Raw genomic sequence first — 20,065 nt, 5'->3', positions numbered from 1 at the left:
CCATCCTGGCGCGGCACACGTCGCCACGCACACCGGTTACCTGCTGCGCTCTCCCTCCGGGCTCCCGGTCGGCTGCCGCTGCGCGCCCTCTGGTCGGCAGCCTCGCGTTCGTATTAGCTGGCACTACCGCCTGCTGCACTCCCGGACGCCGGAAGGACGGTCCCTCATGACCGCTGCACCCTCGCGCCGTTCACTGCTGGCCGGTGGCACGGCAGCCGCCGTCGCCGCTCCGCTGCTCGCCCAGTCCGCCGCGGCGGCGCCGTCGGGACAGGCCGTCGGCGGACGCGGCGCACGACCGGTGACACCGGGCGCCGATGTCGCGGCGGCCGAGGGCTGGCGCATCCTGCGGGACCGGAAGGTGGGTGTCGTCAGCAACCCGACCGGCGTACTGCGGGACGCCGGGCATGTGGTCGACTCGATGGCGGCCCACGACGGACTGAACATCGTGGGTGTCTTCGGCCCGGAGCACGGCTTCCGGGGCAGTGCACAGGCGGGCGAGTCGGAGCCCGAGTTCAAGGACCCGCGTACCGGACTGACCGTCTACGACGCGTACGGCGCCGACGGCGCGAAGATGGCGGCCCTCTTCCGCAAGGCCGGCGTGGACACCGTCGTCTTCGACATCCAGGACGTCGGAGTGCGCTTCTACACGTACATCTGGACGATGTACCACGCCATGGTGGCCGCCCGGGAGACCGGAGCGTCCTTCGTCGTGCTGGACCGGCCGAACCCGATCGGCCGCCGAGCGGACGGGCCCCTGCTGAGGCCCGGGTTCGCCTCCGGGGTCGGGCTCAAGCCGATCATCCAGCAGCACGGCATGACCGTCGGCGAGCTGGCCCGCTACTTCAACGGCGAACTGCTGCCCCACGAGGGGGACGGCGGACAGGCGGAGCTGGAGGTCGTCCGGATGCACGGCTGGTCGCCCCGCACGACGGCGCAGCAGACGGGGCTGCTGTGGGTGCCGCCGTCCCCGAACGTTCCGACGCCCGATACTGCGACCGCCTACGCGGGCACCGGATACTTCGAGGGGACGAACCTGTCCGAGGGACGCGGCACCACGCTGCCGTTCCAGTTCATCGGCGCGCCTTTCCTGGACTACCACTACAGCGACCGGCTCAACGCCCTGCGGCTGCCGGGGGTGCGCTTCCGTGAGGGCTACTTCGTGCCCACCTTCAGCAAGCACCAGGGAAAGACCTGCGCGGGCGTACAGCTGCTGGTGACCGATCCCGTCCGCTACCAGGCCGTACCGACAGCGGTTGCCATGCTGCTGGAGGCGAAGAAGTACGACGGCTTCGCCTGGCGCAAGGATTCCGACCCCGAGCGGCCGTTCTGGATCGACAAGTTGTCGGGCTCCTCCCGGCTGCGGGAAATGCTCGACGCGGGCCGCAGCCTGGAAGAGATCACCGGTGCGTGGCGCTCCGAGGTACGTGACTTCGAGCGGACACGGCAGCGGTACCTGCTCTACCGGTGAAGCGCCGGCCGGCGCCCGGCCAGGGGCACCTCTGTGGTCACCCGCTCACCGCCACATCCACGGTCTCGCTGTCGCGCCGCACCAGGGCGGCGTACTTGCCGGCCGCGGCGAGGAGTTCGGTGTGCGTGCCGCGTTCGGCAATCCGGCCACCGTCCAGGACGACGATCTGGTCGGCGTCCCGGATGGTGGAGAGCCGGTGCGCGATGGTAAGCGTGGTGCGGCCCTGCGACAGTGCGTCGATGGCCTCCTGGACGGCGCGTTCGGTACGGGTGTCGAGCGCGCTGGTGGCCTCGTCCAGGATCAGCACCGGCGGGTCGCGCAGGATGGTGCGTGCAAGGGCCAAGCGCTGCTTCTCGCCGCCGGAGAAGCGGTAGCCCCGCTCGCCGACGACAGTGTCGTAGCCGTCGGGCAGTGCGGCGATCTGGTCGTGGATCTGCGCCGCCCGCGCCGCCTCGCGCAATTGCTCGTCCGTGGCGTCCGGCCTGGCGAAGCGCAGGTTGTCGGCGACGGTGGCGTGGAAGAGGTAGGTCTCCTGGGAGACGACGCCGACGGCTGCCGAGAGCGTCGCGAAGTCGAGGTCCCGTACGTCGACGCCGTCGAGGGTGACGCGGCCTCCCGTCACGTCGTAGAGGCGGGGCACCAGGTAGCTGAGAGTGCTCTTGCCGGAGCCGGTGGCCCCCACCACGGCGAGGCTGCTGCCTGCCGGGATGGTCAGATCGATCCCGCGCAGGGTGTACCCGGTGTCGTGCGCGGGGCTGCCGGGCGGGTGGGCGTCATAGGTGAAGCCGACGTTCTCGAAACGGACTTCGCCGCGCACCCGCGGGAGTGCGACCGGACGGGACGGCTCGGTGATGGAGACGGGCAGGTCGAGGTATTCGAAGATGCGCTGGAAGAGGGCCAGGGAGGTCTGCATCTCCACGCCGGTGGTGAGCAGCGAGACGGTGGGCCGCAGCAGCCCCTGCTGGAGGGTGACGAAGGCGACGAGGGTGCCGATGGAGAAGGCGGGGCCGCCGAACTGGGTGAGCATGCCAGCCGTCCAGTAGAGCAGGGCCGGTATGGCGGCCATGACGATGCCGATGGTGGACATCCGCCAGCGTCCGGCCATGTTGGAGCGGATCTCCAGGTCGACCAGTCTCTCGGACTCGTCGGTGAAGTTCTTGGTGAGCGAGTCGGCGCGGCCCATGGTGCGGCCGAGCAGGATGCCGCTGACCGACAGGGACTCGGTGACGATGGCGGACATCGCGGCCATCTGCTTCTGCCGCTGTGTGGTGATGTGCTTGCGCTCCCGTCCCACCCGGCGGCTCACCCACACGAAGAAGGGCAGCAGCACCAGGGAGGCGAGTGTCAGCCGCCAGTCCAGCGCGAGCATGGCGACGATCGTGGCCACCACGCTGGTGAGGTTGGAGACGAGCGAGGTGGCCGTGGAGGTGACGGTCGCCTGCATGCCACCGATGTCGTTGGCGATACGGGACTGGACCTCACCCGTCCGGGTCCGGGTGAAGAAGGCGAGCGGCATCCTCTGGAGCTTGGCGTAGACCCCGGTGCGCAGGTCGTGCATGACGCGCTGGCCGACCGTGGTGCTGATGAGCGTCTGGAGTACGCCGAAGACGCTGGTCACGACGGCGGTGACGATCATGCCGAGGGCGAGCAGCGACAGCAGACCGGTGCGCTGCTGCGGGATGGCGACGTCCAGGATCTCGCGCAGCAGGAACGGCGAGGCCACGGAGACCAGGGAGGAGGCCGCCACCAGGAGGCCGACCAGTGTCAGACGGCCGCGGTAGGGCCGGAAGAGGCGCAGGATGCGGCGCACCTGTGCGGGCTGCTCGGGGGCTGTCTGTATGTCCTTCGGTGACGGCGTCCAGCCGGGTGCTTCACGGTGCAAGGGGCTCCTCGGAGTGCGTCTGGAGGTCTGCGGCGCATGCCTGCGGCGGGCTTATGGGAGCATAGTTCATCGTTACCTATACTCACAATGAATTGCCCCCTGGTAGCCTGCCCGCATGGTCCACCACCCCTCCGACGAACCCGCCTCCGACCTGGCTGACCAGCTCCTGCGCCTGACGAAGCGGATCAACCACGCACACCGGCAGAACTTCGCCCCGCTCGGCGTCACGCCCGCGCAGGGCCGAATGCTGCGTACGGTCGCGCACAGCCCGCAGCCGCCCCGGATGGCGGACCTCGCGGCACGGCTGGGCGTGGTGCCCCGGCAGGTCACCAGCCTGGTCGACGCCCTGGAGGAGCGCGGCCTGGTGCGCCGCGCCCCCGACACGGCGAACCGCCGGGTGATCCGCATCGAACTGACGGAGGGCGGCTCCCGGGCCCTCACCGAGTTGCGGCGGGCGCGCAGGAGCGCCGCGGAGGAGCTGCTCGCCCCCCTCACATCCGGGCAGCGCGACGAGCTGAGCCGGCTGCTGGGGCTGCTCGATGAGGTGGAGGAACACTGCTGACGAGGGCGAGCCTTACGGGCGCGACGGCGACGCCGGTGAGCGTTCCCCGGCGGGGACGACCCTCGCGGCCGGTGTCGGTGGGGCGAACTAGCATGTGGCACACATAAAACCCGCACCCCCGCTCCACCCCCCGCGCGCCCTGGAGATGCCATGCCCCTGCTCGAACCCAAGGCCGGCGCACTGCGCCCGCGGACCGGCGCGGGCCACTCCCCCGCCGCCGACCGGGTCCCCGAGGCGCAGGCACAGGGGACGCCACGGCCGCTGCGCGGCGACCTGGAACGGCTGCTGGGCGCCGACAAGGTGCTCTCGAAAGTCTCCGACCTGGTGCGCTACGCCTCCGACGCGAGTCCGTACCGCTTCGTCCCGCAGGTCGTCGTGCTCGCCGAGGACGTGACCGATGTCGCCGCGGTCCTCGCGTACGCACGGGAGAACGGCCGGGACGTCGTTTTCCGCGCCGCGGGGACGTCGCTGAACGGGCAGGCGCAGGGCGAGGACATCCTGGTCGATGTACGGCGCCACTGGGCGGGCGTGGAGGTGCTGGCGGAGGGCAGGCAGGCCCGGATCCGGCCGGGGACCACGGTCTTCCGCGCCAATGCCGCGCTGGCGGCGCACGGACGGCTGCTCGGCCCCGATCCGGCCAGCGCCATCGCCTGCACGGTGGGCGGGGTGGTCGCCAACAACGCCTCCGGGATGACGGCCGGCACCACGCGCAACTCCTACCGCACGGTCGCCTCCCTCACCTGTGTGCTGCCCAGCGGCACCGTCGTGGACACGGCCGATCCGCACGCTGACGAGAAGCTGGCCCGCGCCGAGCCCGCGCTGTGCGAGGGACTGCTGGCGCTGAAGGCCCGGATCGAGGCCGACGCGGAACTGGTCTCCCGTATCCGCGCCAAGTACGAACTGAAGAACACCAACGGATACCGGCTCGACGCCTTCCTGGAGGGCAGCACCGCGGTGGAGATCCTGCGCGGGCTGATGGTCGGCTCCCAGGGCACTTTGGGCTTCCTCGCCGAGTTCGTCTTCGACACCCTCCCGCTGCACCGGCGCACCTCCACCGGGCTGTTCTTCTTCCCCTCCCTGTCGGCGGCGGCCGCTGCAGTGCCGCGCTTCAACGAGGCAGGGGCGATGTCCGTCGAGCTCATGGACGGCAACACGCTGCGCGCCTCCGTCAGCGTCTCCGGCGTGCCGCAGGACTGGAGCCAGCTGCCGAAGGAGACCACGGCGCTGCTGGTGGAGTTCCGTTCCCCCGACGACGCCGTACGCGAGGAGCGGGAACAGGCGGCACGCGAGGTACTGGCCGGACTCGAACTGGTCGCGCCGGTGGCCTCGGTCACCAACGAGCTGACCCGCGACCCGGCCACGATCGCCTCGTACTGGAAGGCCCGCAAGGCGTTCGTCACCGCGGTCGGCGGCTCTCGTCCCTCAGGCACCACGCTGATCACCGAGGACTTCGCCGTACCACCCTCCCGGCTGGCCGAGGCGTGTGAGGCACTGCTGGAGCTTCAGGAGCGGCACGGTTTCGACGCGGCTGTCGCGGGCCACGCGGCGCACGGCAATCTGCACTTCCTGCTGGCGTTCGACGCCGCCGACCCGGACGACGTGGAGCGTTACGCGGCCTTCATGGACGAGTTCTGCCGGATGACGGTGGAGCGCTTCGACGGCTCGCTCAAGGCCGAGCATGCCACCGGCCGCAACATCGCCCCCTTCCTGGAGCTGGAGTGGGGCAGCGAGGCCACCGAGCTGATGTGGAGCATCAAACGTCTGCTGGACCCGACCGGCGTACTGGCGCCCGGCGTACTGCTGGACCGTGACCCGCGGGCGCATCTACGCGGTCTGAAGTCGATCCCGGGTGTGGAGGCACTCGCCGACCCGTGCATCGAGTGCGGCTTCTGCGAACCCACCTGCCCCAGCGAGGATTTGACGACCACGCCCCGCCAGCGGATCGTGCTGCGCCGCGAGCTGATGCGCCAGCCCTCCGGCTCCCTGGTGGGCGAGAACCTGCTGGCCAGCTACGGATACGACGCCGTCGACACCTGCGCGGGCGACTCGACGTGCAAGCTGGACTGCCCCGTCGGAATCGACACGGGCGCGCTGATGAAGACGTTCCGGCACGCCCGGCACTCACCCCGCGAGGAGCGCAACGCGGCCCGCACCGCACGGCACTTCGCGCGCGTGGAGCGCTCGGCACGGCTGGCGGTGGCCGCCGCTGACCAGCTCCGCAGGCGCCTGCGCGGCCGTGAGGGGGATCTGGGAGACCGGCTGCTCGGCGCGGTCACCGGCGCTGCCCGCAAGGCTGTCAGCCCCGACCTGGTGCCCGAGTGGCTGCCCGAGATTCCCGCCCCCGCCGCCAAGCGGCTCCCGGCGACGAGCAGACAGCTCGCCGCCGCGGTCTACTACCCGGCCTGCGTGAACCGCATCTTCGGCGACCCCGACGGCTATGCGGGGCTGTCGCTGCCGGAAGCCATGGTCACCGTCTCGGCCCGGGCCGGCCGCCCGGTGTGGATACCCGAGGACGTCACCGGGACCTGCTGCGCGACGATCTGGCACTCCAAGGGCTACGAGGCGGGCAACACGCTGATGGCCAACCGCATGGTGGAGGCCGCCTGGCGGTGGACGGACGGCGGCGAACTCCCCCTCGTCGTCGACGCCTCCTCCTGCACCCTGGGCATCGCGGAAGAGGTCGTGCCCTATCTGACACCGGCCAACCACAAACTCCACGAAGGGCTGACGGTCCTCGACTCGCTCGTATGGGCCGCGCGGGAGCTGCTGCCCCACCTCACGGTCGAGCGGCGCGTCGCCTCCGCCGTGCTCCACCCCACCTGCTCCATGCGGCATCTGGGCGACGAGGCGGAGCTGCGCGCGGTGGCCGAGGCGTGCGCGGAGGAGGTGGTGGTACCGCTGGACGCCGGATGCTGCGCCTTCGCGGGCGACCGCGGACTGCTGCACGAGGAACTGACCGCCTCCGCGACGGCCCGCGAGGCGGCCGAGGTGACAGCGCGCTCCTACGACACGTATCTGTCGGCCAACCGCACGTGTGAAATCGGCCTGGACCGCGCGACGGGCAACCGTGGATACCACTCCGCCCTACAGGAGCTGGAGTTGGCCACGCGACCACGGTGACCGACGGTGACATGTGGGCGGGCCCGCCGCCGAGCGGACCGGGCGGAGGAGGGGACAGGGCGGGCCGCCGATGAGCGGCCCGCCCTGTGTGTCACTCGGTCGCGTTCACATGGAGGGCGACCGCTCCGTGTGCCGGGACCGTCACCTGGGTGCTGCCGTCGGCATCGACCGTGAACTTCTGTGCACAGCCGCCCTGCGCGGCGGCGACGTTGCAGTACGTACCGGCGGGCAAGGAGGTCTGGAAGGTCCTGCTCAGCTCGCCGTCTCCGTTGTTGAGGGCGACGAAACCCTTGTCGCCGCGGCCGAAGGCGAGAGCCTGTCCCTCGGACCACCAGTCCGTCAGCTCGGCCGTGCCGACCGCGTTGCGGAAGCCGACCATGCCGGTGATCTCGGGCTTGGCGTGGGTGCCGGTCCACCCCTCCTCCCCGGTCGGCGGCCCGGCGTCGTGATCGCTGAACGTGTAGCCGGAGAAGACGTTCGGTGAGCCGTAGGGATGAGCCAGCTGGAAGATGTTGGCCAGTGTGTAGGCGGCGTCGTCCTTGTAGGTGAGAGTGGAGCCGTTGCGTTCGGTGTCCCAGTTGTCGACGAACGTACGGGCCGCCCCGCTCTCCAGCATGCCGTCGCCGACGGTCCGCAGCGAACCGAGATCGCCGCCTTGGAAGGCGCTCTTGAGCCGACGGCCGTAGCGGAACTCGTCCACGTCACCGACCTCTGTGTACTCCTCGGGCTGCACGGCCTCGCCGTCACCGTGGATGACCTCGCTGACCCAGAAGCCGGGGTCCTGGGTCATCTTCGCCTTGATCGCCGCCACATCGGCGGCTGCCATGTGCTTGGCGGCGTCGACGCGGAAGCCCGCCACTCCGAGGGAGCGCAGGTCGTCGAGGTATCCGGCGATGGCCGTGCGTACCTTCTCGCTCCCGGTGTCCAGGTCGGCAAGGCCGACGAGTTCGCAGTTCTGTACGTCGTCGTGGTTGGTGTAATCCTTGATGTCCTTGCGGCAGGCGTGGAAGTCGGCGTCCTCGTAGGTGCCGGGGTAGCCGTACTTGGTGTACTGGGTGCCACCGGTACCGGTGCCCGAACCGGAGGTCATGTGGTTGATGACGGCATCGGCGATGACCTTGACGCCTGCCGCCTCGCAGGTGTCGACCATGTTCGCGAAGTCGTCGCGGTCGCCGAGCCGGCCGGCGATCTTGTAACTGACCGGCTGGTACGACGTCCACCACTGATCGCCCTGGATGTGCTCGGTCGCGGGTGAGACCTCCACATAGCCGTAACCGGCCGGTCCGAGGGTGTTCGTGCACTCCTTCGCGACGGACGTGAACGGGCGCTCGAACAGCGTCGCGGTGACGGTCTTTTCACCGGGCGGCGCGGCTCGCCCTGCCGCGGGCTTCTCCGACGCGGCGGAGTTGTGCGCGGAGGGCGTGGGGGCGGAACGGGCCGCCTGGGCGTGCCAGGGCGTTGCCGTCATCAGGCCGCTTGCCGCCAGCACTCCCGCCGTACTGACGCTGAGCAGTCGCTTTCTCATCGTGCGGCTCCTTCGGTGTGCGGGCATGGGAGATGCCCGAAAAGGCAGCCAGGCGCCTGGGCCACCGTGGGGGGTGGTGAACGCGCCGTCGGGCTGGGCGCGTTCACAGGTGGTACGGCCGGGAGCCTGCTACTGCCCGGCAGTTGCGTCAAGAGATTACGCAAAGATTTCCAATGGGTTGCAGCAAGTTTTTGCAGCATGGAAGTCCATCGATGAACGCGGAAGTCCATCGATGAGCAACGAGAGTCCAAGCACGGGCTCTTGCGCACCACTGGTCTCAACCAGCAGGGTCCTGAGCCGAGTTCACGCATCCGGCAATCAGAGAGCCAGAGAGCTGAGCTGGAAGCCAGAGAGCTGAAGAGCTGGAGAGCTGGAGAGGCGCGGGAGACCCGATGAGTGACGACCAAGGATTCAGTCGCCGTTCCGTCCTGCGGACCGCCGGAGTCGCGGGTGCCGGGCTGGGCATCGGCGCACTGGGCACCTCGGCGGAGGCGGCATCGTCCGGGACCGCCTCCGCCGCCCACGAGAGCGGGAGCGCCGCCGCACCGCCCCGTCGGGGCGAGACGATGATCGGCGTACCGTTCGAGGAACGCGGCACCGTCCGGGTCGGCATCATCGGCCTGGGACAGCGTGGCGGCAGCATGATCGACCTGTTCCTGGCACTGGAGGGCGTGCGCGTGGTCGCGCTGTGCGACCCCGTACGGGAGAAGACCGAACGCGCCGCGAAAAAGGTCACCGAAGCGGGTCAGCCCGCTCCCGCCCTGTACACCAAGGGCGACCACGACTTCGAGAAACTGTGCAGCCGGGGCGACCTCGACTTCGTGTACGTGGCCACCCCGTGGGACTGGCACTTCGAGATGGCCAAAGCCGCGATGAAGGGTGGCAAACACGTCGGCGTCGAGTGTCCCGCCGCGCTGGAACTGGGACAGCTGTGGGAACTGGTCGATCTCTCGGAGCAGACCCGCAAGCACTGCATGCAGCTGGAGAACTGCGTGTACGGGCAGAACGAGATGCGCGTGCTGCGGATGGCTCACGAGGGCCTCTTCGGTGACCTGCTGCACAGTGCCGGCGCTTATCTCCACGACCTGCGCGGGCTGATGTTCGACCCCGACTACTACGAGGGACCCTGGCGCCGCAGATGGCATACGCGGCTGAAGGGCGATCTCTACCCGAACCATGGGTTCGGCCCCGCCGCGAACTACATGGACGTCAACCGCGGCGACCGCGCGGTCCGCATCGCGACCTTCGGATCACCCTCGCTCGGGCTGGCCGCCTACCGCAAGGAGCACATGCCGCCGGGCCACGAGAGCTGGAAGGAGACGTACATCGAAAGCGATATGTCGATCAGCCTCGTCCAGACAGCCAAGGGCAGGGTCATCCGGCTGGAACACGACGTCTCCAACCCCCACCCCTACTCCCGTATCAACATCCTCGGCGGCACCAAAGGTGTCTTCGAGGACTACCCGCCCCGGATCTATCTGGAGCCGGACATGACCGGTGACGAGTGGGGCGACTTCGGAAAGTACAAGGACCACGACCACTGGCTGTGGAAAGAACACGCCAATCCACCCGGCGGACACGGCGGCATGGACTACATCATGCTGTTCCGTCTGATGCAGTGCATGCGCCTCGGCCTGGTACCCGATTTCGACGTGTACGACGCCGCAACGTGGACCTCCCCCGTACCGCTCAGCCACGCCTCGATCAAGGCCAAGGGCGCCCCACAGGAAATACCCGACTTCACCCGCGGGCTGTGGCGGAAGAAGCGGCCGGGTGTCGACTCGGAGAAGCCCGAGGGGTGATGGCCACGGCGCCGGTGCCGTCAGCGGCTCCGGCGCCTGGCTCAGTGCTTCAGCGCTCCGGCACGTCAGAACCTCAGCGCTTCAGCACTTCAGCACTTCAGCGCTTCGGTTCTTGAGTGGTGCTTCAGCTCTTGAGCGCTTCAGCTCTTGAGCGATGCCTTGTCCCCCATCACCACTACGGGGTGCTTGTCCGGATCCAGCGTGCGCAAGAGGGTCTGCATACCGGACTTGGACAGGCTCACACACCCCGATGTGCCGCTGCCATGATCCATGTGCAGCCAGATGCTGCCCCCCTTGGCCGAACCCTGCGGCCGGGTCGGATCGAGGGGGGAAGTCCCCTTGACGCGGTTGTAGTCGATGGCGATGACGTGGTCGAAGTCGTGCCGGGTCTTCTTCGGCCAGTAGGAGGGAGGGGTGAACGCCGAGGTCTGCGTGTACGGCAACTTGGCGTCCCGCGCCGACAGCACACCACCCGCATCGGAGAGGGTGAAGACGCCGACCGGGCTGCGCTTGTCGCCCTGGCGGTGGTTGTGCGTCCAGCCCTTCTTGCCGTTGTGCGCCGTCCAGCTGTGCTCCTCGCGCCATTTCTTGCCGGACCGGCTGTAGAGCCGCACCGTCGCATCGGCCGAGTCCTTGCCCTTGCCTTCGACGGCCACCACCTGGGTGGCGTTCTCGGGGATCTTCGACTGGAGGCGGTCACCCACGCGGGGAATTCGGGTGGGGTCCTTGGCCAGTTCGGCCTGCGGGGTGTGCTCGGACGACTTCTCCTTGTTGGTGCCGGCGGAGTCCTGATCTCCCCCGCTGTCCCCGCCGCAGCCGGACAGCAGCAGCGCGAGCACCGTTCCGCCCGCTGCCGCCACCAGTGCCGCCCTGCCTTTGGCCCGCGTCCTGGCTCTTGCCGCCGACACATCCCGGGGACGGTCTGCCCCAGCCCCGTTCCAAGCGGTCCCGGTGCCTGTACTTCCTGCCCCACGCATGCCCATGCCCTCCATCCTCGCATTGGCCGGAAGTGTGCTGACGACCGGGAAAACCCGTTGCCATTCGGCAGGTGACCGGGTGGGATCGGCCCACACTCGCCGGACTGCGCCGCCTTCCCGCATGCCCATCTCCCGGATGCCGCCCCTCCTCATTTCCGTACCTGCAGCAGTTTCCGTACCCGTAGCAGTGCCCGTACCTGTAGCAGTCCCCGTGCCCGTGCCCGTGCGGTTTCGAGACCCTCTGGAACGTCATGCAGATTCGCGACCTCCCCTTCAGCGACCCCGGCGATCCCGATGTCCGGTCAGGATTCCGACTGCTTTTGTGGCTGGGGCGCAAGCAGTTGGGCGGCCAGTTCAAGGCGCTCGCCTGGGGTGTGCTGCAACTCGCCTCGATCGCCTCGTTCCCCGTCGTCGCCGGGCTGGCCGTGACGGCTGTGGTGCACCGCTCGGGCAGCGATCTGGCACTGGCCGGGGCGGCAATGGCGGTGGTCACGCTCGGCGTGACGGTCGGTGACACGATGCTGCACAGGGTCGCCGTCAGCAACTGGATCACCGCTGCTGCACGCGTCCAGCAGCTGCTGGCCCGCCGCACGGCAGCGCTGGGCGCCACCCTCACCCGCCGGGTCGCCGCTGGGGAAGTCGTCGCTGTCTCCACAGGAGACATCGAGCGCATCGGATGGTGCGTCGAGGCAGTGTCGCGCTTCAGCGCCGCACTGCTGACGACCCTGGGCGTCTGCGTGGCACTGGTGGTCTACGAGCCGCAACTGGGCCTGCTGGTCTGCGCGGGCATGCTCACTCTGGCGCTGACCGTGCTGCCGCTCCTGCCGAGAGCGACCCGGCGCGCCGACGCCCAACGCGAGCGGACGGGGCGGGCGACGGAGCTGGCCGCCGACACGGTCGCCGGCCTGCGGGTCCTGCGCGGCATCGGCGGCGAGGACCTCTTTCTCACCCGTTACCGGCGGGCGTCCCAGCAGGTGCGGCACGCCGCCGTACGTACGGCCCGCATGTGGTCGTTCATCGAGGCCCTTCAGGTTGCGCTGCCAGGACTGCTGCTGGTCGCCGTCGTCTGGTACGGCACCCGGCTGGCGCTGGACGGGCGCATCGCGGTCGGTGAACTGGTCATGGTCTACGGCGCGGTCAGCTTTCTGCTCCTTCCGCTCCAGCTCTTCGGCGAGTTCGCCATGTCGTACTCCTTCTCCCGACCGTCCGCCGCCCGCGCGGCACGAGTGCTGGGACTGCGGCGGCCCGACGAGAACTGCGGCAGGGCGATGCCCGGTTCATCGGAGAAACCGGGCACATCCAGCGAGGGCGGTCACGGGGAGGTTCCGTCCCCTGGTGCGGGAGGGCGTGACGGGCTGTACGACCCCATCACCGGACTGCACGCCCCCGCTGGGTTGCTGACCGCCGTGGTCTGCGGTGACCCGGACGCCGCGGGGCGGCTCGCGGAACGGCTGGGCGGGCACCCCGCTTCTGCGGCCGACGCCCCGGGCGAGGCCGCGAACGCGAACGCGACGGGCGAGAGCGGAGACCACCCGGGCGAGAAGAGCGGCATCACCGGCGAGAGCGAGGACACCCCAGGCCAAAGCAGGGACGCCCCGAGCGGAAGCGACGACGCCCCGAGCGGCAGCAGGGACACCCTGAGCGAGGCGGGAGGCGAGGAGCGGCAGACTCCCGCCTCCGTGCTGCTGGACGGGGTGCCACTCGACGGTATGCCGCTGGACCAGGCTCGTGCCGCCGTTCTCGTGCAGGACAAGGACCCGGTGCTGCTCTCCGGCACGCTCGCCGAACTGTTGGACGTGCCCTCCTCCGGCAAGGTGGCCACCGCCCGGGCGCTGGCGGCGGCCCAGTGCGGCGATGTCCTCGGGGCGCTGGTGCAGGGCAGTCCGGACGCGGAGGGCGATCCGATGCGGGCCCGGATCACCGAGCGGGGGCGGTCGCTCTCTGGCGGACAGCGGCAGCGTCTCGCTCTGGCACGGTCACTGATCACCGACCCCCGGGTGCTGATCCTGGACGAGCCCACCTCGGCCGTCGACTCGCATACGGAGGCCCGCATCGCTCGTGAACTGGCCAAGCTCAGGTACGGCCGGACGACGGTGGTCTTCGCCTCCAGTCCGCTGCTGCTCGACCGCGCCGACCGCGTCGTCTTCGTCCACGGAGCCAAGGCCGCGGCCACCGGCACCCACCGGGAACTTCTCCACTCCGACGCGGCATACCGGGCCGTCGTCACCCGCGAGCCGCAGGGCGCCGCTCCGGTGCGGGCGAACCCGCGGGCCAAGAGCGCACAGACCGAGGGAGTCGAGTCCGCGTGAGCCACAAAGCCAGCCCGGCGGCGGGTGAAGGCCGCCACCGGAATCCCCGAGCGTGGCGCGCCGAGCGTTTCGGCGTGCCCGAACCCGACTACGACCCGTCGGCGCCCGAGGACGTGACGATCCTCCCGGTCGGCTCCCCCGCGACCGTCCGGTCCTACGTACGCGAGCTGTTGCGGCGGCACAGGAGCACGTTCGCGCTGCTCGTAGCCGTGAACAGTGTGGCCGTCATCGCCTCGATGGTGGGACCGTGGCTGCTGGGCGGACTTGTCGACGATCTGGCCGCCGGGGAACGTGAGCTGCAACTCGGACATATCACCGCGCTGTTCGCCCTCGCGCTGCTGGTGCAGACGGTCTTCACTCAGCAGGTGCGGCTGCGTGGTGCGGTGCTGGGCGAGGAGATGCTGGCTGACCTGCGCGAGGACTTCCTTGTCCGCTCGGTGGGGCTGCCGCCCAGTGTGCTGGAACGGGCCGGGACGGGTGACCTGCTCTCCCGGATCACCACCGACATCGACCGGCTGGCCGACGCCATGCGGAAGGCCGTCCCCCAGCTGGCAATCGGCCTGGCGTGGGCGGCCTTGCTGGTTGGGGCACTGTGCGTCACCGCACCGCCGTTGGCGCTGGCCGTAGTGATCACGCTGCCCGTGATGCTGGCCGGCTGCCGGTGGTACTTCCGCCGGGCACCGCACGCCTACCGGGCAGAGGCTGCGGGCTACGCGGCGGTGGCGGCGACACTCGCCGAGACGGTGGATGCGGGCAGGACCGTGGAGGCACACCGCCTGGGCGCCCGCCGGGTGGCGCTTTCCGAACGACGCATCGCCGAGTGGACGGCCTGGGAACGCAGGACTCTCTGGCTGCGCACCGTGCTCTTCCCCGCCATCAACCTCAGCAACATGCTGATCATGGGCGGCGTCCTGCTGCTGGGCGGCATTTTCGTCCTCCGGGGGTGGATCAGTGTCGGTCAGCTGACGACCGGCGCGCTGCTCGCCCAGATGCTCGTCGAGCCCGTGGGCCTGATCCTGCGCTGGTACGACGAGCTCCAGACCGCCCAGGTCTCGCTCGCCCGGCTGGTGGGAGTGCGGGAGATCGAACCGGAGGGAGGCAGAGGTACCGCCCCCGGGGGCAAGGACGTACGCGCCAGTGACGTGCGCTTCGGTTACCACGCCGATGTCGATGTACTGCACGGCGTCACGCTGGAGGTCGCCCCGGGCAGCCGGGTCGCGCTGGTCGGCCCCTCGGGGGCGGGGAAGTCGACGCTGGGACGGCTCCTCGCCGGGATCTACGGACCGCGGCGGGGCCAGGTCACCCTGGGCGGTGCCGAGTTGAGCGAGCTGCCGGCCGAGGAAGTACGCCGCCATGTGGCGCTGGTCAACCAGGAGCACCATGTCTTCGTCGGTACCCTGCGGGACAACCTTCTGCTGGCCCGGCAGGACGCCGACGACGCGGAGCTGTGGGCAGCGCTGGGTGCGGTGGACGCCGACAGCTGGGCGAAGGCGCTCGCGGACGGACTGGACAGCGAGGTCGGCTCCGGCGGGCTTACCGTTACTCCGGCACAGGCTCAGCAGATCGCGCTGGCCCGGCTGGTGCTGGCCGACCCGCACACCCTCGTCCTCGACGAGGCGACGTCGCTGCTGGACCCACGGGCGGCCCGGCACCTGGAGCGTTCCCTCGCCCAGGTCCTGGAGGGGCGAACTGTGGTTGCAATCGCGCACCGCCTGCACACGGCGCACGACGCGGATGTCATCGCGGTGGTGGAGGACGGCCACATCAGCGAACTGGGTAGCCACGAAGCACTGGTGGCGGCGCACGGCCCGTACGCCGCGCTGTGGCGCTCCTGGCATGGCTGAGCCCAGGAGCCGAGTGGGGGAGGGTGTCAGCTGCCGACGAACCCGAGAGCGACGAGACTGCCGGCCCCGCCCAGCACCATGAACGCGGGCATCAGTATGGCGTTCTCGACCCAGGCGCCGGCGCGGAAGCGCATGAACTGGGGGGTGCCCAGCGGATACCACCGCTTGCCCGCTATCGGGATCGGCCACAGGAACGGACAGCCGGAGATGGTCAGGGCATCGCCGATGTTGTGCACCATCGCGCCCAGCACGATCGGCAGTCCCATCCACAGGTACTCCTGGCCGTCCCCGGTGAACAGCCAGTCCGCGCCGTTGCCCGGCTCCTCCAGCACTCCGGCCAGGATCCAGGCGCAGGCGGCTCCCAGTAGCCACACCAGCACATCGCTGGAGACGCGGGCCATCCGCCACAGCAGGCCCTCCACGGCGAGCACCACATGGATGAAGAGGATGACCAGCACGGCCCAGCGACCCCAGATGGCGGCGGCCGCAGCGAATCCCGCACCTATGAAGAGCGCCCAGGGCCAGGTGTGGGTGAGCGTTCGATGTCCTCCCGAGCGATGCCGCTCCCCGCGCGAGCGAGTGCCGTTGTAGACGACGGTTGACAGCTTGTCGACCACTCCGCACAAGGCGTGGGAGAGAGGGCCGAAGGCCCGGGAGATGGTGGCGGACTTCTGATCGAGGTCGGGCGCCAGCGCGGCCCCGGCACACAGCAGCGCGCCGACGACGACCACAGGCCAGGGCATCGGATGGTCCAGCACAGCCGCTGCGGCCCCTACGCCGAGCCAGGCAGCAGCCCCCGACAGCGAGTGCGCCGGTCCCATCATGCGTATCCCCGCCCTGTCCTTCGTGTCCCGTAACTCGCGGCCCCGCCGCCGGGCCCGCGCCCCGCGCCCCCGCGCTGCTTCCGCCCGGGTCTGATGCCGGTTCGGCAACACAGCGTAGCGCCCGGTGATCAAGGGGAGGCCACCGGTTCCCTGATCGGCTGGGGCAGCAGGCAGTATGGGGGGCGTGACAGCCACCCTTATCGATCAGATGCCGAGCGACGCCGATCCCGATGCCCTCTTCGAGTCCTTCTCCGGGTGGGCGGAAGAGCGGGGCATCTCGCTCTATCCCGCCCAGGAAGAGGCTCTGATCGAGGTGGTCTCCGGGGCGAACGTGATCCTGTCGACCCCGACGGGCTCCGGCAAGAGTCTGGTCGCGGCAGGGGCGCACTTCGCCGCACTCGCCCAGGACAAGGTCACCTTCTACACCGCCCCGATCAAGGCTCTGGTCTCCGAGAAGTTCTTCGACCTGTGCAAGCTCTTCGGCACCGAGAACGTCGGCATGCTCACAGGTGACGCCTCGGTCAACGCGGACGCCCCCGTCATCTGCTGCACCGCCGAGGTGCTCGCCTCGATCGCGCTGCGTGACGGGGCGAACGCCGACATCGGCCAGGTGGTGATGGACGAGTTCCACTTCTACGCCGAACCGGACCGGGGCTGGGCGTGGCAGATCCCGCTGCTGGAGCTGCCGCAGGCGCAGTTCATCCTGATGTCCGCGACGTTGGGTGATGTCTCGCGCTTCGAAGAGGATCTGACCCGCCGCACCGGCCGTCCCACTGCCGTTGTGCGCTCCGCGACCCGCCCCGTGCCGCTGTCGTACGAATACCGCACGACGACTCTGACCGAGACGCTGACCGAGCTGCTGGAAACGCATCAGGCGCCGGTCTACATCGTGCACTTCACGCAGGCGCAAGCCGTGGAGCGGGCGCAGGCGCTGATGAGCATCAATATGTCGACCCGCGCCGAGAAGGACGAGATCGCCAAGGTCATCGGCAATTTCCGCTTCACCACAAAGTTCGGCCGCAATCTCTCCCGCTACGTACGGCATGGCATCGGGGTGCACCATGCGGGGATGCTGCCCAAGTACCGGCGACTGGTCGAGCGGCTGGCCCAAGCAGGTCTGCTGAAGGTCATCTGCGGCACGGACACCCTCGGTGTCGGCGTCAACGTGCCCATCCGGACCGTCCTGTTCACCGCGCTCACCAAGTACGACGGCAGCCGGGTCCGCACGCTGCGGGCCCGCGAGTTCCACCAGATCGCGGGCCGGGCCGGGCGGGCCGGCTTCGACACCTCGGGCTTTGTCGTCGCGCAGGCGCCCGAGCACGTGATCGAGAACGAGAAGGCGCTGGCCAAGGCCGGTGACGACCCGAAGAAGCGCCGCAAGGTGGTGCGCAAGAAGGCCCCCGAGGGCTTCGTCAGTTGGGGTCAGCAAACCTTCGAGAAGCTGATCGCCTCCGAGCCGGAGCCGCTGACCTCGCGCTTCCGGGTGACCCACGCCATGCTGCTCTCCGTGATCGCCCGTCCCGGTGACGCGTTCGCACAGATGCGGCGGCTGCTGGAGGACAGCCACGAGGATCGCCGCTCCCAGCTGCGGCACATCCGGCGGGCCATCGCCATCTACCGTTCGCTGCTGGACGGCGGCATCGTCGAGCGGCTGGACGAGCCCGACTCCGAGGGGCGCACCATCCGGCTGACCGTCGACCTCCAGCAGGACTTCGCCCTCAATCAGCCGCTCTCCACCTTCGCGCTCGCCGCGTTCGAGCTGCTGGATCCCGAGTCGCCCTCCTACGCACTGGACATGGTGTCGGTGGTCGAGTCGACGCTGGACGACCCGCGCCAGATCCTCGCCGCGCAGACGAACAAGGCCAAGGGCGAGGCCGTCGCCCAGATGAAGGCGGACGGGATCGAGTACGAGGAGCGGATGGAGCGGCTGATGGACATCAGCTACCCGCAGCCCCTCGAAGAGCTGCTCTTCCACGCCTACGGTCTCTACCGCAAGTCCCACCCCTGGGTCGGGGATCATCCCCTCTCCCCCAAGTCGGTCATCCGCGACATGTACGAACGGGCGATGACCTTCAGCGAGTTCGTCTCCTTCTACGAGCTCGCCCGCACGGAAGGCATCGTGCTCCGCTACTTGGCGAGCGCCTACAAGGCTCTGGAGCACACCGTTCCCGACGACCTCAAGTCGGAGGACTTCCAGGACATCGTCGAGTGGCTCGGTGAGATGGTCCGCCAGGTCGACTCCAGCCTGCTGGACGAGTGGGAGCAGCTTGCCAACCCGGAGGACGAGACGGCGGAGGAAGCCCAGGAACGCGCCGACCAGGTCAAACCGGTCACGGCCAACCCGCGGGCCTTCCGCGTCCTGGTGCGCAACGCGATGTTCCGCAGGGTGGAGCTGGCCGCCTGGGACAAGTTGGCCGAGCTGGGCGAACTGGACGGGGAGGCCGGCTGGGACGAGGACGCGTGGGCGGAGGCCATGGACGCCTACTGGGACGAGTACGACGACCTGGAGACGGGTCCGGACGCGCGCGGTCCCCGGCTGCTGCGGATCGAGGAGGTCCCGGAGGACCGGCTGTGGCGCGTCCGACAGACTTTCGCCGACCCGCGTGGTGATCATGACTGGGGTATCTCGGCCGAGGTCGATCTCGTCGCCTCGGACGAGGAGGGCCGTGCGGTGGTCAAGGTGACCGGCGTGGGTCCGATGTGAGCGCGGCACCGAGCGTGATGGCCGCCCTGGACGTGAGAGAGGAACGCACGAGATGACCGGGCCCAGCCCTGCCGAACGCCTTGTCGACCTGCTGAACCTCGAAGAAATCGACCTCAACATCTTCCGGGGCCGGAGCCCCCATGAGTCGCTCCAGCGGGTCTTCGGCGGGCAGGTTGCCGGACAGGCGCTGGTGGCGGCCGGGCGGACCGTGGACGAGCAGCGTCCCGTGCACTCGCTGCATGCGTACTTCCTGCGTCCCGGCATTCCCGGTGTGCCGATCGTGTACCAGGTGGAGCGGGTCCGGGACGGGCGGTCCTTCACCACGCGTCGCGTGGTCGCCGTCCAGCAGGGCCGCACGATCTTCAATCTGACCGCCTCCTTTCATGTACAAGAGCCCGGTTTCGAGCACCAGATGCCGATGCCCCGGGTGCCGGAGCCGGAGAGCCTGCCGCAGCTCGCGGACGAGATCCGCGAACGCCTGGGCTCGCTGCCTGTGCCACTGGAGCGCATGGCCCGGCGTCAGGCATTCGACCTGCGCTACGTGGAACGGCTGCGGTGGAGCCCCTCCGAGCTGCAGGGGGTCGAGCCGCGCAGTGCGGTGTGGATGCGTGCGATCGGATCGCTCGGCGACGACCCGCTCGTACACACCTGCGCGCTCACCTACGCCAGCGACATGACACTGCTCGATGCGGTGCGCCTCCCCATCGAGCCGCTGTGGGGGCCGCGGAACTTCGATACCGCCTCGCTGGACCACGCCATGTGGTTCCACCGGCCGTTCCGCGCCGACGAGTGGTTCCTCTACCAGCAGGAGTCACCCATCGCCACGGGTGCGCGCGGTCTCGCCCGGGGCCAGATCTTCGACCGCGAGGGCAGATTGATCGTCTCGGTGATGCAGGAGGGGCTGTTCCGCCCGCACAGCCCGGAGCGGAACGCGTCCCCGGCTCAGCAGCCCCAGGGACAGACCCCCTCGCCCTGAGCGCCTCGCCCGACACTTCACGTCCCTCTCAGGTCTCCGGCACGCGGCGGGACGGAGCCCAGGTCGACATCG

Annotated in this window: 12 protein-coding genes; 8 read left to right on the top strand and 4 right to left on the bottom strand. The window is 69.6% G+C overall.

Annotated elements, in window-relative coordinates:
* Positions 1 to 166: 166 nt before the first annotated feature.
* A complete protein-coding gene (locus tag ACTWQF_RS27255) occupies positions 167 to 1,468 on the top strand; it encodes an exo-beta-N-acetylmuramidase NamZ family protein (protein WP_443282339.1) in 1,302 nt (433 codons plus the stop codon).
* A 37-nt stretch (positions 1,469 to 1,505) separates the two neighbouring features.
* Here the strand turns inward: ACTWQF_RS27255 and ACTWQF_RS27250 are convergent, their stop codons facing one another.
* Positions 1,506 to 3,350, bottom strand: a complete 1,845-nt coding sequence (locus ACTWQF_RS27250) for an ABC transporter ATP-binding protein (protein ID WP_443282338.1) — start codon at positions 3,348 to 3,350, stop codon at positions 1,506 to 1,508.
* Between the two features lie 115 nt (positions 3,351 to 3,465).
* Here ACTWQF_RS27250 and ACTWQF_RS27245 point away from each other — a divergent pair, with 115 nt between their 5' ends.
* Both ACTWQF_RS27245 and ACTWQF_RS27240 read left to right on the top strand, forming a co-directional pair.
* On the top strand, positions 3,466 to 3,912 hold the full coding sequence (locus ACTWQF_RS27245; protein WP_443282337.1) for a MarR family winged helix-turn-helix transcriptional regulator: 447 nt from the start codon (positions 3,466 to 3,468) through the stop codon (positions 3,910 to 3,912).
* A 150-nt stretch (positions 3,913 to 4,062) separates the two neighbouring features.
* The gene (locus ACTWQF_RS27240) at positions 4,063 to 7,032 is read left to right on the top strand and encodes an FAD-binding and (Fe-S)-binding domain-containing protein (protein ID WP_443282336.1); all 2,970 of its coding nucleotides are present in this window, start codon (positions 4,063 to 4,065) and stop codon (positions 7,030 to 7,032) included.
* Positions 7,033 to 7,123: 91 nt separating this feature from the next.
* On the opposite strand, the gene ACTWQF_RS27235 is transcribed toward ACTWQF_RS27240, so the two are convergent.
* Positions 7,124 to 8,557, bottom strand: a complete 1,434-nt coding sequence (locus ACTWQF_RS27235; RefSeq protein ID WP_443282335.1) for an alpha-amylase — start codon at positions 8,555 to 8,557, stop codon at positions 7,124 to 7,126.
* Between the two features lie 392 nt (positions 8,558 to 8,949).
* Here ACTWQF_RS27235 and ACTWQF_RS27230 point away from each other — a divergent pair, with 392 nt between their 5' ends.
* The gene (locus ACTWQF_RS27230) at positions 8,950 to 10,359 is read left to right on the top strand and encodes a Gfo/Idh/MocA family protein (RefSeq protein WP_443282334.1); all 1,410 of its coding nucleotides are present in this window, start codon (positions 8,950 to 8,952) and stop codon (positions 10,357 to 10,359) included.
* Between the two features lie 140 nt (positions 10,360 to 10,499).
* Here ACTWQF_RS27230 and ACTWQF_RS27225 read toward each other — a convergent pair whose 3' ends face one another.
* Entirely contained in the window at positions 10,500 to 11,342 is an 843-nt protein-coding gene (locus ACTWQF_RS27225) for a L,D-transpeptidase family protein (RefSeq protein WP_443282333.1), read from the bottom strand.
* Positions 11,343 to 11,587: 245 nt separating this feature from the next.
* Between ACTWQF_RS27225 and ACTWQF_RS27220 the strand changes: the two genes are divergently transcribed.
* The gene (locus tag ACTWQF_RS27220) at positions 11,588 to 13,645 is read left to right on the top strand and encodes an ABC transporter transmembrane domain-containing protein (protein ID WP_443282332.1); all 2,058 of its coding nucleotides are present in this window, start codon (positions 11,588 to 11,590) and stop codon (positions 13,643 to 13,645) included.
* A gap of 74 nt (positions 13,646 to 13,719) precedes the next feature.
* Positions 13,720 to 15,489 (top strand): ABC transporter ATP-binding protein, encoded by a 1,770-nt coding sequence (locus tag ACTWQF_RS27215; protein ID WP_443282331.1) that lies wholly within the window; start codon positions 13,720 to 13,722, stop codon positions 15,487 to 15,489.
* A gap of 26 nt (positions 15,490 to 15,515) precedes the next feature.
* Here the strand turns inward: ACTWQF_RS27215 and ACTWQF_RS27210 are convergent, their stop codons facing one another.
* Entirely contained in the window at positions 15,516 to 16,313 is a 798-nt protein-coding gene (locus ACTWQF_RS27210; RefSeq protein ID WP_443282330.1) for a metal-dependent hydrolase, read from the bottom strand.
* A 175-nt stretch (positions 16,314 to 16,488) separates the two neighbouring features.
* Between ACTWQF_RS27210 and ACTWQF_RS27205 the strand changes: the two genes are divergently transcribed.
* Positions 16,489 to 19,017, top strand: a complete 2,529-nt coding sequence (locus ACTWQF_RS27205) for a DEAD/DEAH box helicase (protein ID WP_443282329.1) — start codon at positions 16,489 to 16,491, stop codon at positions 19,015 to 19,017.
* Positions 19,018 to 19,069: 52 nt separating this feature from the next.
* A complete protein-coding gene (tesB, locus tag ACTWQF_RS27200) occupies positions 19,070 to 19,993 on the top strand; it encodes an acyl-CoA thioesterase II (protein WP_443282328.1) in 924 nt (307 codons plus the stop codon).
* The last annotated feature ends 72 nt before the right edge of the window (positions 19,994 to 20,065 follow it).

Origin of the sequence: Streptomyces sp. 8N114 (genome assembly GCF_052245835.1) — a bacterium.
Lineage (GTDB): Bacteria > Actinomycetota > Actinomycetes > Streptomycetales > Streptomycetaceae > Streptomyces.
Note: the sequence above shows the minus strand (reverse complement) of the source record. Positions and strands in the feature narration are given on the sequence as shown.

Excerpts from the sequence above, each read along its gene's own strand:
- ACTWQF_RS27255 (WP_443282339.1), top strand. The coding sequence starts at position 167 with ATGACCGCTGCACCCTCGCGCCGTTCACTGCTGGCCGGTGGCACGGCA.
- ACTWQF_RS27245 (WP_443282337.1), top strand. The coding sequence starts at position 3,466 with ATGGTCCACCACCCCTCCGACGAACCCGCCTCCGACCTGGCTGACCAG.
- ACTWQF_RS27240 (WP_443282336.1), top strand. The coding sequence starts at position 4,063 with ATGCCCCTGCTCGAACCCAAGGCCGGCGCACTGCGCCCGCGGACCGGC.
- ACTWQF_RS27235 (WP_443282335.1), bottom strand. The coding sequence starts at position 8,557 with ATGAGAAAGCGACTGCTCAGCGTCAGTACGGCGGGAGTGCTGGCGGCA.
- ACTWQF_RS27230 (WP_443282334.1), top strand. The coding sequence starts at position 8,950 with ATGAGTGACGACCAAGGATTCAGTCGCCGTTCCGTCCTGCGGACCGCC.
- ACTWQF_RS27225 (WP_443282333.1), bottom strand. The coding sequence starts at position 11,342 with ATGGGCATGCGTGGGGCAGGAAGTACAGGCACCGGGACCGCTTGGAAC.
- ACTWQF_RS27220 (WP_443282332.1), top strand. The coding sequence starts at position 11,588 with ATGCAGATTCGCGACCTCCCCTTCAGCGACCCCGGCGATCCCGATGTC.
- ACTWQF_RS27210 (WP_443282330.1), bottom strand. The coding sequence starts at position 16,313 with ATGATGGGACCGGCGCACTCGCTGTCGGGGGCTGCTGCCTGGCTCGGC.
- ACTWQF_RS27205 (WP_443282329.1), top strand. The coding sequence starts at position 16,489 with ATGGGGGGCGTGACAGCCACCCTTATCGATCAGATGCCGAGCGACGCC.
- tesB (WP_443282328.1), top strand. The coding sequence starts at position 19,070 with ATGACCGGGCCCAGCCCTGCCGAACGCCTTGTCGACCTGCTGAACCTC.